Origin of the sequence: Paenarthrobacter sp. AB444, from assembly GCF_028736865.1 — a bacterium.
Taxonomy (GTDB): Bacteria; Actinomycetota; Actinomycetes; order Actinomycetales; family Micrococcaceae; genus Arthrobacter; species Arthrobacter nicotinovorans_B.
This window is the reverse complement of sequence record NZ_JAQZBY010000018.1, coordinates 37,856-52,711: the sequence shown is the minus strand read 5'-3', so window position 1 is coordinate 52,711 and position 14,856 is coordinate 37,856. Positions and strand designations below refer to the sequence as shown.

At 63.7% G+C, this 14,856-nt stretch carries 14 protein-coding genes; 13 read left to right on the top strand and 1 reads right to left on the bottom strand.

The window, feature by feature from the left end; all coding sequences use genetic code 11:
- Position 1: 1 nt before the first annotated feature.
- From aroC to nusB, 6 genes are all read left to right on the top strand, one after another.
- Complete coding sequence (aroC, locus tag PQ627_RS18585) at positions 2-1,201, top strand: chorismate synthase (RefSeq protein WP_274262840.1); 1,200 nt, start codon at positions 2-4, stop codon at positions 1,199-1,201.
- Positions 1,201-1,767: a shikimate kinase gene (locus PQ627_RS18580; RefSeq protein WP_274262839.1), complete on the top strand. Its 567-nt coding sequence runs from the start codon at positions 1,201-1,203 to the stop codon at positions 1,765-1,767. Before aroC ends, PQ627_RS18580 begins: the two co-directional genes overlap by 1 nt.
- A complete protein-coding gene (gene aroB / locus PQ627_RS18575) occupies positions 1,764-2,855 on the top strand; it encodes a 3-dehydroquinate synthase (protein ID WP_274262838.1) in 1,092 nt (363 codons plus the stop codon). The genes PQ627_RS18580 and aroB overlap by 4 nt, the downstream gene beginning before the upstream one ends.
- Complete coding sequence (locus tag PQ627_RS18570; RefSeq protein WP_144658934.1) at positions 2,852-3,373, top strand: tetratricopeptide repeat protein; 522 nt, start codon at positions 2,852-2,854, stop codon at positions 3,371-3,373. Before aroB ends, PQ627_RS18570 begins: the two co-directional genes overlap by 4 nt.
- Positions 3,374-3,528: 155 nt before the next feature.
- Complete coding sequence (efp, locus tag PQ627_RS18565) at positions 3,529-4,092, top strand: elongation factor P (RefSeq protein WP_011774957.1); 564 nt, start codon at positions 3,529-3,531, stop codon at positions 4,090-4,092.
- Entirely contained in the window at positions 4,092-4,502 is a 411-nt protein-coding gene (nusB, locus tag PQ627_RS18560) for a transcription antitermination factor NusB (protein WP_144658933.1), read from the top strand. Before efp ends, nusB begins: the two co-directional genes overlap by 1 nt.
- Before the next feature lie 69 nt (positions 4,503-4,571).
- Here nusB and PQ627_RS18555 read toward each other — a convergent pair whose 3' ends face one another.
- Entirely contained in the window at positions 4,572-5,813 is a 1,242-nt protein-coding gene (locus PQ627_RS18555) for a PrsW family intramembrane metalloprotease (protein WP_443192764.1), read from the bottom strand.
- 155 nt (positions 5,814-5,968) lie between these two features.
- Between PQ627_RS18555 and pyrR the strand changes: the two genes are divergently transcribed.
- The 7 genes from pyrR to pyrF are packed head-to-tail and all read left to right on the top strand — an operon-like array spanning position 5,969 to position 14,822.
- A complete protein-coding gene (gene pyrR, locus PQ627_RS18550) occupies positions 5,969-6,553 on the top strand; it encodes a bifunctional pyr operon transcriptional regulator/uracil phosphoribosyltransferase PyrR (RefSeq protein WP_144658931.1) in 585 nt (194 codons plus the stop codon).
- A complete protein-coding gene (locus tag PQ627_RS18545; RefSeq protein ID WP_274262837.1) occupies positions 6,550-7,578 on the top strand; it encodes an aspartate carbamoyltransferase catalytic subunit in 1,029 nt (342 codons plus the stop codon). The genes pyrR and PQ627_RS18545 overlap by 4 nt, the downstream gene beginning before the upstream one ends.
- The gene (locus tag PQ627_RS18540) at positions 7,578-8,903 is read left to right on the top strand and encodes a dihydroorotase (protein ID WP_274262836.1); all 1,326 of its coding nucleotides are present in this window, start codon (positions 7,578-7,580) and stop codon (positions 8,901-8,903) included. Before PQ627_RS18545 ends, PQ627_RS18540 begins: the two co-directional genes overlap by 1 nt.
- Complete coding sequence (locus PQ627_RS18535; RefSeq protein ID WP_274262835.1) at positions 8,903-9,424, top strand: PH-like domain-containing protein; 522 nt, start codon at positions 8,903-8,905, stop codon at positions 9,422-9,424. The genes PQ627_RS18540 and PQ627_RS18535 overlap by 1 nt, the downstream gene beginning before the upstream one ends.
- Positions 9,405-10,649, top strand: coding sequence for a glutamine-hydrolyzing carbamoyl-phosphate synthase small subunit (gene carA, locus PQ627_RS18530; RefSeq protein ID WP_274262834.1), 1,245 nt, complete (start codon positions 9,405-9,407; stop codon positions 10,647-10,649). The genes PQ627_RS18535 and carA overlap by 20 nt, the downstream gene beginning before the upstream one ends.
- A complete protein-coding gene (carB, locus tag PQ627_RS18525; RefSeq protein WP_144658926.1) occupies positions 10,649-13,957 on the top strand; it encodes a carbamoyl-phosphate synthase large subunit in 3,309 nt (1,102 codons plus the stop codon). Before carA ends, carB begins: the two co-directional genes overlap by 1 nt.
- The gene (pyrF, locus tag PQ627_RS18520) at positions 13,950-14,822 is read left to right on the top strand and encodes an orotidine-5'-phosphate decarboxylase (protein WP_274262833.1); all 873 of its coding nucleotides are present in this window, start codon (positions 13,950-13,952) and stop codon (positions 14,820-14,822) included. Before carB ends, pyrF begins: the two co-directional genes overlap by 8 nt.
- The last annotated feature ends 34 nt before the right edge of the window (positions 14,823-14,856 follow it).

Below are 14,856 nucleotides of genomic sequence, written 5' to 3'. Positions count from 1 at the left end.
TATGTTGCGTTGGTTGACTGCCGGTGAATCCCACGGTCCGGCTCTGATCGGAATTGTTGAAGGCGTGCCCGCCGGTGTTGAACTCACCAGCGGGCAAATTCGTGACGCGCTGGCGCGCCGCCGCCTGGGCTATGGCCGGGGTGCCCGCATGAAGTTCGAGCAGGACGAGGTCACCATCATGGGCGGCGTCCGTCATGGCATCACCCAGGGCGGCCCTGTAGCCATCCAGGTGGGAAACACCGAGTGGCCCAAGTGGGAGCAGATCATGTCTGCTGATCCCGTGGATGCCGAACTCCTGGCCGACCAGGCCCGGAACGCCCCCTTGACGCGGCCGCGCCCCGGACACGCTGATTTCACGGGCATGCAGAAGTACGGCTTCGACGAAGCCCGGCCGGTACTTGAACGCGCCAGTGCACGGGAGACTGCCAGCCGCGTTGCGCTCGGTACCGTCGCAGCGCAGTTCCTGAAGCAGCTTGGCATCGAACTCGTCAGCCACACTGTTTCCATTGCCAGCGTCGCTGTCCCCGAGGGGCGTCCCTTGCCGGTCCCCGGCGACGTGATCGCGCTTGACGCCGACCCCCTGCGTTGCTTCGACCGCGAGACGTCCAACGCCATGGTTGCCGAGGTAGACGCTGCGCACAAGGAAGGCGAAACCCTTGGCGGTGTGGTTGAGGTCCTCGCGTACGGGCTTCCCCCGGGACTGGGCAGCTATGTCCACTGGGACCGCCGCCTCGACTCGCGCCTGGCAGCAGCCCTCATGGGCATCCAGGCGATCAAGGGCGTCGAAGTGGGCGATGGCTTCCTGACCGCTTCCCGCCGCGGATCCGCCGCCCACGATGAAATCGTCAAGGATGGGGATGGCAGGATCGTCCGCCAGACCAACCGTGCCGGCGGCATCGAAGGCGGCATGAGCATCGGCGAGGTCCTGCGTGTCCGCGCCGCCATGAAGCCGATCGCCACGGTCCCGCGCGCATTGCGCACCATTGACGTGAGCACGGGCGAGCCAGCAAAGGCCCACCACCAACGTTCAGACGTCTGTGCCGTTCCCGCAGCAGGTGTTGTCGCCGAAGCCATGGTGGCCCTGGTCTTGGCCGAGGCCATCACCGAGAAGTTCGGCGGCGACTCCGTCGCCGAAACCGCACGCAACCTGCAGAGCTACCTGGACAACATCCCGGCAACCCTGGACACGGTCGGCCGGTAGTGATCCGCTCTGTCCTGGACGCCTCCGCGGGCCGTCCCGTTGTTTTGGTGGGCCCTATGGCTGTTGGCAAGTCGGCCATAGGCCAGCAGCTTGCCCAGCAGCTTGGTCTCCCGTTCGTGGACACCGATGCCGTAGTCGTCGCTGCCCACGGCAGCATCGCTGACATCTTCGCTGGTCGGGGCGAACACGCCTTCCGCGAAATTGAAGCCAGGGCCGTGGCGAAATCGATCGAGTCTGCGAAGGAGCAGCCGGCGATCATCTCCCTCGGCGGGGGAGCAGTCCTGGACTCCGGGACCCAGCAACTGCTGGGGGAGTGCACCGTGGTCTACCTGGAGTGCGACGCCGAAACGGTGGCGGACCGCATTGCGCGGAACACCGGCAGGCCACTGCTTCAAGGCGACGCGATGACGCGCTGGGAAGCACTTTTTGCCACCAGGCGTCCTGTCTACGAACGGCTGGCGGACATCGTCATGGACGTGCGTACAGGAACCGTGGTGGACATCGGCCTCCAGCTGGAGGAACGGCTGCGCCAGCATGCAGCCTTGAAAGAGGAAGTTGAAAAGTGAGTAACGAAGCAACTGTCATCAAGGTGACCGGCCAGTCAGTCAACGAAAATTATGACGTCGTGGTGGGCCGCGGTTTGCTGGAGAGTCTTCCGGCAAAACTCGGTGAGCGCGTCCGGCGGGTACTTGTCATCCACCCCCGCGCCCTCCGCCTGACCGGTGATACGGTCCGCGACGAGCTGGAGAGCGCTGGATTCACTGCGCTCACTGCTGAAATCCCTGACGCGGAAGAAGGCAAGCACATCCAGGTTGCTGCATTCTGCTGGCAGGTCCTGGGCCAGAACGATTTCACCCGCTCGGATGCGATCGTTGCAGTCGGCGGCGGTGCAGTCACCGATCTTGCCGGCTTTGTCGCAGCCACGTGGCTTCGCGGCGTCAAAGTCATCCACATGCCCACGAGCCTCCTGGGCATGGTGGACGCGTCCGTCGGCGGCAAAACCGGCATCAACACAGCCGAAGGAAAGAACCTCGTCGGTTCGTTCCACCCGCCGGCAGCCGTACTGGCCGATCTCGATACGCTCCAGACCCTTCCGAAGAACGAGCTCATCTCCGGCATGGCCGAGGTCATCAAGTGTGGATTCATCGCCGATCCCGCGATCCTCGAGCTGATCGAGAAGAACGCGGACGCGGTAATGGACCCGGGATCCGAGGTGGTCCGCGAACTGATTGAACGCGCCATCGCGGTCAAGGCGGACGTCGTCTCCCAGGACCTCAAGGAATCCGGCCTGCGCGAAATCCTGAATTACGGCCATACACTCGGTCACGCCATAGAGCTGGTGGAACGGTACTCGTGGCGCCACGGTGCTGCCGTAGCCGTGGGAATGATGTTCGCAGCAGAGTTGTCCCGCAGCGTCGGCCGCTTGTCCGATGCCGACGCTGACCGGCACCGCACCATCTTGGAAAGCCTTGGCCTGCCCATTACCTACCGCCGGGACCGCTGGCAAGGCCTGCTCGACGGCATGCGCCGCGACAAGAAGTCCCGTGGCGACCTGCTCCGCTTTGTCGTCCTGGACGGAGTTGGCAAGCCCGGAATCCTGGACGTCCCCGACACGTCCCTTCTCTTCGCCGCGTACCAGGAGATCGCATCATGACGATCGCCCTGCGCGAAGGAGTCAGTGACTGGCCTACCGCCGGTTTCCCTGGTGTCCGGATGAACCCTGACACGCTCTTGCCCGTGGTGGTCAACGAGGAAGTCATGGAGACCGCGCTTGCGGCGTCGGAAGATCCTGCCGACCGGATCATGGCCCTTCTGCTGGAAAACCAGCCAAAGGAAGCAGCTGAGCTGCTGGCGGAGGCACGGTACAAGGACCCCGAGTCTTTCCGGCTGAGGATCTTTGAGGCAGAAGTCCACCGTGCCACCAACCGTCTTGACCGGGCTGTCCAGTTGTTCCGCCACCTCTTGCAGGAGGTCCAAGGCACCTCCAAGGAAGCAGTAGTGCGCCAATACCTCGGCCGCGCCTACTTCGTCAGCGGCAACGCCTTGGCAGCATCCGAGGAGTTCGCCAAGGCGTTGGACCTGAGGGTGGCCATGGCTGCCGATGCCGCGCTGATCTACTCCTCGGCGGTAGCCCTGCAGCGGGCCCGTGACGTCATGGAACTGGCGTCCTGAAGGCTGCCTGGAACACCCTTTGCAAGGCAGCTCCGCATTTGACGGTAGAATGGTTTTTGGATTTTTGATAAATACGCGCTGGCGCGCCGATTGGCACGCCTGCTTGGCATAGATAGCTGGCAGCTGGAACCAGTGCGATTAACCAGAGGATACGAGTGGCAACCACAAACGACATCAAGAACGGGACCGTACTGAAGCTCGAGGGCCAGCTCTGGAACATCATCGAGTTCCAGCACGTCAAGCCCGGCAAGGGTGGCGCCTTTGTCCGCACCAAGATGCGCAACGTCATGTCCGGCAAGGTGGTCGACAAGACCTTCAACGCCGGCCTGAAGATTGAAACCGCGACCGTCGACCGTCGCGACTACCAGTACCTGTACCAGGATGGCGAAGACTTCGTCTTCATGGACACCCAGGACTATGACCAGATCACCGTGTCCGGTGCAACGGTTGGCGACGCCACCAACTTCATGCTCGAGAACCAGATGGTCAACATCGCCATCCACGAAGGCACGCCGCTTTACATCGAGCTGCCTCCGAGCGTTGTGCTCGAAATCACCTACACTGAGCCTGGCCTGCAGGGCGACCGCTCTTCGGCCGGAACCAAGCCGGCCACAGTTGAAACCGGCTACGAGATCCAGGTTCCGCTGTTCGTGGAGCAGGGCACCAAGGTCAAGGTCGACACCCGCGATGGCAGCTACCTGGGCCGGGTCAACGACTAGTGAGCGCCCGCGGTAAAGCCCGTAGCAGGGCCTTGGAAGTACTTTTCGAAGCGGAGCAGCGCTCAGTTTCGGCTTTTGACGCTTTGACTGCGCGTCGGGAGAAGACAGACCTGGTCATCAATCCCTACACGGTGGAGATCGTGGAAGGCGTTGTGTCCATGCAGGCAACCATCGACGAGTTCCTTGAGACCTATGCCCAAGGCTGGACCCTTGAGCGTATGCCCTCGGTGGACCTCATCATTCTCCGCATCGGAGCCTGGGAACTTCTCTACAATGACGAAGTTCCCGACGGAGTCGCGGTGAGCGAAGCCGTGGCCCTGGCCAAGACGATGTCCACCGACGAGTCGCCGGCCTTCATCAACGGATTGCTTGGCCGTCTCCAGAAGCTCAAGCCGTCCCTGCTGGCGTAGCCGGCCTGCGGCAATTATGAATGGACCCTCCCAGGGAAACCGGGGAGGGTCCATCTTTCTTAATATGGCCTACTGGAGGACCGCGGCCCGCAATGCCGGGACTTCATGAAGGTGTTCGAGTTCGTCGCGTTGGTGCGCATGGACGTCACGGCCGCTCAGGATCCGTTGGCGGGTAAAAGCCAAGGCTGTTGCTCCCTTGATGAAGGCTTTCATCTGGGGCCAGCGTCCCCGTGATGCCGCCCAGCGAAGTGCCTGGCGCCTTCCCCTTGTTGTGGCCAGCATCTCCACCTCCGCGGGCGTGAACCATCCCGCGCGGGCGTATTCAAGAAGTCGCTGCCGGGTCAGCTTTCCCTCGGCGAGCCGAAGCAGGATGATGCCAACGGCTGCCGTCAGGAAGATGGGCACCTGGACGACGAAGTACTCGGCCAGGAAGTTCTGGCCCATGCTGTTCCAGCGGTTGTGGAGGAACATCGCGGGCAGCAGGCCGATGAAGAAGGCCAGGACCGCGTATCCGGGGTGCCACTTGCGGGCGGCAAAGCCCATGATCAACCCGGTTGTGCCGGTGAAGACAGCATGGGCAAAGGGTGACATGACCCCCCGCAAGATGAAGATGCGTACCAGGTCGGTGCCGGGGTCGTTGGAGGAGGCTATTTCACGACCGAAGTAGAGGATGTTCTCCGTGAAGGCAAAGCCGGCAGCGATGGTGAAGGCAAAAACCACTCCATCGACGGGGCCGTCGAAGTACTTCCGGGCCGCGAGGATCAGGACCAGAAGACCCAATGACTTGGTGAACTCCTCCACAATCGGTGCTTGGACCGTGGCCATGAAATAAGCGAAGGCTTCTTCGCTGGAGGTGGGTGCAGCCAATGCGAAGATTGGCTGGATCAAGAGTGTGCCGGCGATGGACACTGCTGCGCCCCAGGTAAAGGCGAACCAGAGAAGCCGGGGTGGTTCCGGCTCCCAGCGATCAATAAGGCGCACGGTCAAAAGGACGATGGACAACGGAATCAGGGACACCAGGAAACCGATGACGAATCCGCTTATGCCGGTATTGCCCAGCAGGAACGGAACCACCAACAAAAGACTCCCCAGGGCCAGGACCGCGCCAACGATCAACAAGGGCAGCGTGCCCCAGCTGCGCCGTACCGGTGGCATCGCCCAGGTCTGCTGCGGAAGCGGAGCCCGGTTGCCCGGTGCCGGCTGGTAATTCCCGGGCTGGACGTGGCCGATCCACGTAGGGTTCGCCCCCGGCTCCAGGTAGGGACCCGGGTGGGGCTGTCCGCCGTACTGGCCTGGGTGATTCATGCTCATGGAAACGAGCCTATTCCACGGGTCGAAGTGTGAGCTTAAACTCACTGTCCCGGCGCTGACCCGATCGGTGGTCATGGGCCCGCTGTGATAGTTTTGAGGAGCAAATATTCCTTTTTTAATTCCGTCCCGTGAGGCGGGGAAAGGGGAGACGAGCGATGACTGAAGTCACTTCTGCGCACCTGCCGTCGCGGGTTGTCCTCAACCAGGCGGATATTGATCGTGCGCTGACTCGTATCGCCCATGAGATCCTCGAAGCCAACAAAGGCTCGCAGGACCTGGTTCTTTTGGGCATTCCCAGCCGCGGCTACCCACTGGCTGTTCGGCTCGCCAACAAGATCGCAGCAGCCGACCCCACTGTAAACGCCGCAGCAATCGTCGGTCAGTTGGATGTCACCATGTTTCGTGACGACCTCTCACACCAGCCCACGCGGCCACCGCACCACACCCGGCTTCCCTTGTCCGGAATCGATAACAAGGTGGTCGTGCTGATTGACGACGTCCTGTATTCCGGACGCACCATCCGCGCCGCCCTGGACGCCTTGGTTGACCTTGGCCGCCCCCGGATTGTCCGCCTTGCGGTCCTGGTGGACAGGGGCCACCGCGAACTCCCCATCCGCGCCGACCACGTGGGCAAGAACCTTCCCACGTCCTCTGCCGAAAAAGTCCGCGTGCACCTGGAAGAAACCGACTCCGTGGATGGCCTTCCCGTCAATGAGGTAGTAATCGAGGCGGGTAAGTGAAGCATCTTCTTTCCACGGAAAACCTGGTCTCAGCAGATGCGATCCGTATCCTCGATACCGCGGAGGAGATGTCCGCGGTGGGGGACCGCGAGGTCAAAAAGCTGCCTGCCCTCCGCGGCCGCACTGTAGTGAATCTCTTCTTCGAGGACTCCACGCGCACGCGAATTTCCTTTGAAGCCGCTGCCAAACGGCTCTCCGCCGACGTCATCAACTTCGCGGCCAAGGGATCCTCCGTCTCCAAGGGCGAATCCCTCAAGGACACCACCCAAACCCTCGCTGCCATGGGCGCGGATGCCGTCGTCATCCGGCACTGGGCTTCCGGCGCGCCGCACCGGCTCGCTGCCACCGATTGGATTGACGCAGCCGTCATCAACGCAGGCGACGGCACGCATGAACACCCCACCCAGGCGCTCCTGGACGCGTTCACCATGCGCAGGCATTGGTCCAAGCTCAACGGCGTCGCTTCCACCGGAGCCGACCTCAAGGGCATGCGCGTAGCCATTGCCGGCGACGTGCTGCACTCCCGGGTGGCCCGCTCCAACGTTTGGCTTTTGAAAACCCTGGGCGCGGAGGTCACACTGGTGGCGCCCCCCACTTTGCTGCCCATCGGCGTCGAGCACTGGCCCTGCAAGGTCAGCTACAACCTGGACGAAACGCTGGAAGGTGGCATCGACGCGATGATGATGCTTCGCGTCCAGGGCGAGCGGATGAATGCCTCGTTCTTCCCGTCCACGCGTGAATATTCGCGACGTTGGGGCTTCGACGACGCCCGCTTGCGGACCTTGGACGAGCTGGGCATGAAAGACACCATCATCATGCACCCGGGACCGATGAACCGCGGCCTGGAGATCTCTTCCGCCGCAGCGGACTCACCACGTTCGACAGTTTTGGCCCAGGTGCGCAACGGTGTTTCCGTGCGCATGGCCGCCCTGTACTTGCTGCTCTCCGGGGACTCCCGCGAGGCAGCCCCGATAACCACCGCCATACCGGCTTTCGCGAGCCCGTCGAGCAAGGAGAGCAACTGATGGCCGAGAACACTTACCTCATCCGCGGGGCCGCGATCCTCGGCGGCGACGCCCAGGACCTCCTGATCCGCGACGGCGTTATCGCCGCAGTAGGTACCGACCTCTCCGAGGACAGCGCCACCGCCATTGACGGCAAGGGTCTTATCGCCCTGCCGGGCATGGTTGACGTCCACACCCACCTGCGTGAACCTGGCCGCGAAGATGCCGAGACCGTCGAGACCGGTACCCGCGCCGCTGCTTTGGGTGGCTTTACCGCCGTCCACGCCATGGCCAACAGCAACCCCGTAGCCGACACCGCCGGCGTCGTCGAGCAGGTCCACAGCCTGGGTCGTGCGTCCGGCTGGGTGGATGTCCGTCCCGTGGGGGCGGTCACTGTGGGACTTGCAGGCGAGCGGCTCGCAGAGCTCGGTGCCATGGCAGACTCCCGCGCCCAGGTCCGGATGTTCTCCGACGACGGCATCTGCGTTCATGATCCCGTCCTGATGCGCCGTGCGCTGGAATACGTCAAAGCGTTCGACGGCGTGGTGGCCCAGCATGCGCAGGAACCGCGCCTTACCGCCGGGGCCCAGATGAACGAAGGATCAGTTTCGGCGGTCCTGGGTCTGACCGGCTGGCCGGCTGTTGCCGAGGAAAGCATCATTGCCCGCGATGTCCTGCTTGCCCAGCACGTTGGTTCCCGTTTGCACGTATGCCACGTCTCCACGGCCGGTTCCGTTGAAATCGTGCGCTGGGCGAAAGCCCGCGGTATCAACGTCACCGCCGAGGTAACCCCGCACCACCTCCTCCTGACGGACGAGCTGGTCCGCAGCTACGACCCCGTGTACAAGGTCAACCCGCCGTTGCGCACCGATGCTGATGTCCAGGCCCTGCGCGAAGGATTGGCAGACGGCACCATCGACGTCGTCGGCACCGACCACGCGCCGCACCCCAGCGAGCACAAGGAATGCGAGTGGGCGCAGGCGGCCATGGGCATGACGGGCCTGGAAACGGCCTTGTCTGTCGTCCAGGAAACCATGATCGAAACCGGACTTATGACGTGGGCGGACTTCGCGAGGGTTACCTCGTTCACTCCCGCAGTCATCGGCCGGGTCGCCGACCAAGGCCGCCCACTTGAGGTTGGCGAGCCCGCCAACGTCATCCTGGTGGACCCGGCTGCGCGTTGGACCGTTGACCCCCATAAAATGGCAACCATGGGCCGCAATTCACCGTTCAAGGGCAAGGAGCTGCCCGGATCCGTGGTGGCGACCTTCTACAAGGGCCACCCGACAGTCCTCGAAGGCCGCCTCAATACGCCGTACAAGCACCCGGCAGTCAGCAGCAGCTGATGAACAACCAGACACTGACCGTGCTCATCACGGTGCCGCTGATCGTCGTCGTCCTGGCGATGATCTGGCTGGGCTGGCGAAACCGGCTGCGGCGACAAGCCGACGTCGAACGCCTCCCCGGGGTGCCGGAGCAGCTGACGCCCGCCAGCGTCGTCGCCGATGGCCAGTACGTGACCACCACGACGGCGGGGGACTGGCTGGACCGGATCGCAGTCCAGGGCCTGGGTATCCGGACCAACGCGGAACTGAGCATCCACGCTGAAGGCGTATTGTTCGACCGCAACGGTGCCGAGCCGGTGTTCATCCCTCGTCGAGCCCTGGTGGAGACCCGTGAAGCCAACGGCATGGCCGGGAAATTCGTCGAAAAGGACGGACTCCTGGTCATCAGCTGGAGACTTGGCGACCGGGAACTCGACACCGGTTTCCGGTCCAGGCACTCAGCCGACAAGACGCTCCTCCTCGAAGCACTCAAAGAATTGATCTCCGCAGCCCCTCAGGCAGATGCCGATAGTGGAAAGTAATAAAGTGACGGAAAGTAACTCAGCCACCAAAACCACCCCCACAGCAGCAGTGCTGGTGCTCGAAGACGGCCGCATGTTCCGCGGCCGCAGTTACGGCGCCGAGGGCACCGCGCTCGGTGAGGCCGTCTTCGCCACCGGTATGACCGGCTACCAGGAGACCATCACCGATCCCTCCTACGCCCGCCAGCTGGTTGTCCAGACGGCGCCGCACATCGGCAATACCGGCGTCAACAGCGAAGACGCTGAATCCCGCCGCATCTGGGTGGCAGGGTACATCGTGCGCGACGCCGCCCGCCGCCCTTCCAACTGGCGCTCCGAGCGCAGCCTTGACGAGGAATTGGTCGAGCAGGGAATCGTCGGAATCCAGGGCGTGGACACCCGCGCCATCACCCGCCACCTCCGTGAGCACAAGACCATGCGCGCAGGCATCTTCTCCGGCGAGGCCGCACAGGCATCGGATAAGGAACTGCTGGACATCGTCCTGGCCAGTGCCCCCATGGAAGGCTCGGCCCTGGCGGAGGAAGTTTCCATCGACGAGGCCTACGTCGTGGACCCCAAGGACCACGGCTGGGAAGGTGAGCCGCGGTTCTCCATCGCCGCCGTGGACCTTGGCATCAAGGCCATGACTCCCGTGCGCTTCGCCGAGCGCGGCGTACGCGTGCATGTCCTGCCCGCCACGTCCACGCTCGAGGACGTCAACGCCGTCAACCCCGACGGTTTCTTCATGTCCAACGGACCTGGCGACCCCGCCACCGCCGACCACCAGGTTTCGCTGCTGCGTTCGGTGCTGGACGAGAAGCTGCCGTACTTCGGTATCTGCTTCGGCAACCAGATCCTGGGCCGTGCCCTGGGCTTTGGCACCTACAAGCTCCGCTACGGTCACCGCGGCATCAACCAACCGGTGATGGACCGCCGCACCGGCAAAGTCGAAATCACCTCCCAGAACCACGGCTTCGCCGTGGACGCACCGCTGAACGGCTCCACTGTGGCTCCTGAGGAGCGCTACGGCCGCGTGGAGGTCAGCCACGTTTCCTTGAACGACGACGTCGTTGAAGGCCTCGCCTGCCTCGACATCCCTGCCTTCTCGGTCCAGTACCACCCTGAAGCCGCCGCCGGCCCGCACGACGCCGCGTACCTCTTCGACCGCTTCATCGACCTCATGGCCGATGCCAAAGCCGCCGCCCCCGCCACCACCACCGACTCCAAGACTGAGGACAAGAAGTAATGCCCAAGCGTACAGATCTCAAGAGCGTCCTTGTCATCGGTTCCGGTCCCATCGTCATCGGCCAGGCGGCTGAGTTCGACTACTCCGGTACCCAGGCACTGCGGGTCCTGAAGGAGGAGGGCCTTCGGGTCATCCTGGTCAACTCCAACCCGGCCACCATCATGACGGACCCCGAGTTCGCCGATGCAACGTACGTGGAGCCCATCACGCCCGAGGTGGTCGAGAAGATCATCGCCAAGGAGCGCCCGGATGCCGTGCTGCCTACCCTGGGCGGCCAGACCGCACTGAACACAGCGATTGCCCTCGACAAGAACGGCGTCCTGGAGAAGTACAACGTCGAACTCATCGGTGCCAACATCGCGGCCATCGAGCTTGGCGAAGACCGTGAGAAGTTCAAGGGCGTCGTGGAGCGCTGCGGCGCCGAGTCTGCCCGCAGCCACATCATCCACACCATGGATGAGGCCTTCAAGGCCGCCGAGGACCTGGGCTACCCGATGGTTGTGCGCCCGTCCTTCACCATGGGAGGCCTCGGTTCCGGCCTCGCCTACAACGAGGACGATCTCCGCCGCATCGTGGGCCAGGGTCTTCAGTACAGCCCCACCACCGAGGTCCTGCTCGAAGAGAGCATCCTTGGCTGGAAGGAATACGAGCTCGAGATGATGCGCGACAAGAACGACAACGTCGTTGTGGTCTGCTCCATCGAGAACTTCGATCCCGTGGGTGTCCACACCGGTGACTCCATCACGGTTGCGCCCGCCCTGACCCTCACGGACCGTGAGTACCAGAAGCTGCGCGACGTCGCCATCGCCGTCATCCGCGAAGTCGGCGTGGACACCGGTGGTTGCAACATCCAGTTCGCCATCGACCCCGCTACGGGCCGCGTGGTGGTCATCGAGATGAACCCCCGTGTTTCGCGCTCCTCTGCGCTGGCATCGAAGGCCACCGGCTTCGCCATCGCCAAGATCGCCACCAAGCTCTCCCTGGGCTACACCCTGGACGAGATCCCCAACGACATCACCCAGAAGACCCCGGCTTCCTTCGAACCGACCCTGGACTACGTGGTGGTCAAGGTTCCGCGCTTCGCGTTCGAGAAGTTCCCGGCGGCCGACAACACGCTCACCACCACCATGAAGTCTGTAGGCGAGGCGATGGCCATGGGCCGCAACTTCACCGAAGCCCTGCAGAAGGCCTTGCGCTCACTGGAGCAGAAGGGCTCTCAGCTGGACTTCAGCTCCGTGCCCGAGTACGAAGTTGCCGAACTCATCGAGAAGGCCAAGCGTCCCACCACCGACCGCCTGCACCAGGTGCAGCGTGCGCTCCTCGGTGGCGCAAGCGTGGAAGACCTCTTCGCGGCAACCAAGATCGACCCTTGGTTCCTGGACCAGCTTCAGTTGCTCAATGAGACCGCGCAGGAGATCCGGAAGGCGGGCGTCCTCACCGCGGACATGCTTCGCAACGCCAAGCGCCACGGTTTCTCGGACGAGCAGATCGGTGCCCTGACGCACAACTCCGAAGCTGTTGTCCGTGGTGTCCGCCAGGCCCTTGGCATCCGCCCGGTCTACAAGACGGTGGATACCTGTGCAGCCGAGTTTGCCGCCTACACCCCGTACCACTACTCGGCCTATGACGAGGAAGACGAAGTCGGCCTGCACTCCAAGCCGTCCGTGATCATCCTGGGCTCGGGCCCCAACCGCATCGGCCAGGGCATCGAGTTCGACTACTCCTGCGTCCACGCCTCCATGGCGCTGCGCAAGGCCGGTTACGAGACCGTCATGGTCAACTGCAACCCCGAGACTGTCTCCACCGACTATGACGTCTCCACCCGCCTCTACTTCGAGCCGCTGACCCTTGAGGACGTCCTCGAGGTCATCGCCGCTGAAGAGCGCACCGGTGGAGTCATGGGCGTGTTCGTCCAGCTCGGTGGCCAGACTCCGCTCAAGCTCGCCCAGCAGCTTGCCGACGCCGGTGTGCCGATCCTTGGCACGTCGCCCGAAGCGATCGACCTCGCCGAACACCGCGGTGCCTTCGCCCGGGTCCTGGATGAGGCCGGCCTGACCTCACCGAAGAACGGCACCGCCGTCTCCTTCGAGGACGCCAAGAAGATCGCCGATGAGATCGGCTACCCGGTCCTGGTCCGCCCGTCCTACGTGCTGGGCGGCCGTGGCATGGAAATCGTCTACGACGAAGCCAACCTGTCGCGCTACATTGCCAACGCTACGGAAATCACCCCGGACCACCCGGTGCTGATCGACCGCTTCCTGGAGGACGCCGTCGAAATCGACGTCGACGCCCTCTTCGACGGCACCGACATGTACCTCGGCGGCATCATGGAACACATCGAAGAAGCCGGTATCCACTCCGGTGACTCCGCCTGTGTGCTGCCCCCGATCACCCTCGGCAACAACGTGATCGAACGTGTTCGTGAAGCTACCCGTGCGATCGCCGAAGGCGTTGGTGTCCGCGGCCTGATCAACATCCAGTTCGCCCTGGCATCGGATGTCCTGTACGTGCTGGAGGCCAACCCGCGTGCCTCCCGGACGGTTCCGTTCGTCTCCAAGGCGACCGGCGTGCAGATGGCCAAGGCCGCAGCGCTCATCGGTACCGGAGTGACCATCAACCAGCTCCGCAGCGCCTACAAGATGCTGCCCGAGACCGGCGACGGTTCCACCCTTCCGCTGGACGCTCCGGTTGCCGTGAAGGAAGCCGTCCTCCCGTTCAGCCGTTTCCGCACCCCGGCGGGCAAGGTTGTTGACTCCCTCCTGGGCCCGGAAATGCGCTCGACCGGTGAAGTCATGGGCATCGACAAGCACTTCGACACCGCCTTCGCCAAGAGCCAGTCCGGCGCCAACAACGCGCTGCCCACCGGAGGCAAAATCTTCGTTTCCGTGGCAAACCGCGACAAGCGTTCGGTGATCATGGGCGTCAAGCGTCTGTCCGACCTCGGCTTCGAAATCGTCTCCACCGGTGGAACGGCCGACGTCCTTCGCCGCAACGGCATCCAGGCAACTCCTGTCCGCAAGGTTGCCGAGGGCAGCAGTGCCGAAGGCGAAGGCACCATCGCTGATCTGGTTGTCGCCGGCGAGATCGACATGGTGTTCAACACGCCCTCCGGCGGCGAGGCCCGCAGCGACGGCTACGAACTCCGGGCGGCAGCAACGTCGATCGGAATTCCCTGCATCACCACCGTGGCTGAGTTCAACGCCGCGGTCCAGGCCATCGAGGCACTGCGCACTTACGAGTGGTCGGTGACCAGCTTGCAGGAGCACGCTGCCAACCTGACGGCTTCCCTGGAAGCTGCCAATGCCTGAGTCCGGCACCACGCCTGAAAGCCAGCAGCCTGTCCGGGAGTCCTTCGGCTCCCGGCTGGCTGCGGCCATGGTTGACCGCGGTCCGCTCTGCGTCGGAATCGACCCCCACCCCAGTTTGCTGGCGGATTGGGGATTGAACGACGACGTCGCCGGGCTGGAGCGCTTTTCGCTCACCGTCGTGGAGGCCGTGGCTTCCCTCGCTGCCGCGGTCAAGCCGCAGGTGGCCTTGTACGAGCGCCATGGCTCTGCCGGTATGGCGGTGCTGGAACGGACCCTTGCCGCTTCGACGGAGGCCGGAGTGCTCAGTATCGCGGACGCAAAGCGTGGCGACATCGGCTCCACAATGGCCGCCTACGCCGATGCCTGGCTCCGCGATGGTTCAGCCTTGGCCGCGGACTCAGTGACGTTGAGCCCGTACCTCGGCTTTGAGTCGCTGCGTCCGGCCTTGGACCTTGCCGCCCAGTACGGCAGGGGAGTATTTGTGCTCGCCCTGACTTCCAACCCGGAGGGCAAGAGCGTCCAGCATGTCGGTGGCTCCGATTCCGTCGCGCGACGGATCGTTGCCGAAGCAACTGCAGAGAATGGGCGCTACGAAGGGTCCCTGGGATCAGTTGGCCTGGTTGTGGGCGCCACCATCGGCTCCGCCCTGAGGGATCTGGACATCGACCTCGGCCCGGTACGCGGCGCAATCCTCGCGCCCGGGTTGGGTGCGCAGGGTGCCACGCCGGCAGATCTGCGTGCGACCTTCGGCTCCGCCTACCCGGCTGTCCTGGCCACTTCCAGCCGGGGAATTCTCGCGGCCGGCCCCACTGCTGCCGCGTTGCGTTCCGCAGCGGAGGAGACTCTGGCGGGGCTGCTTTCCTAAGGCAACGCGGGGTCACTTATGGCCCATGTTGAGG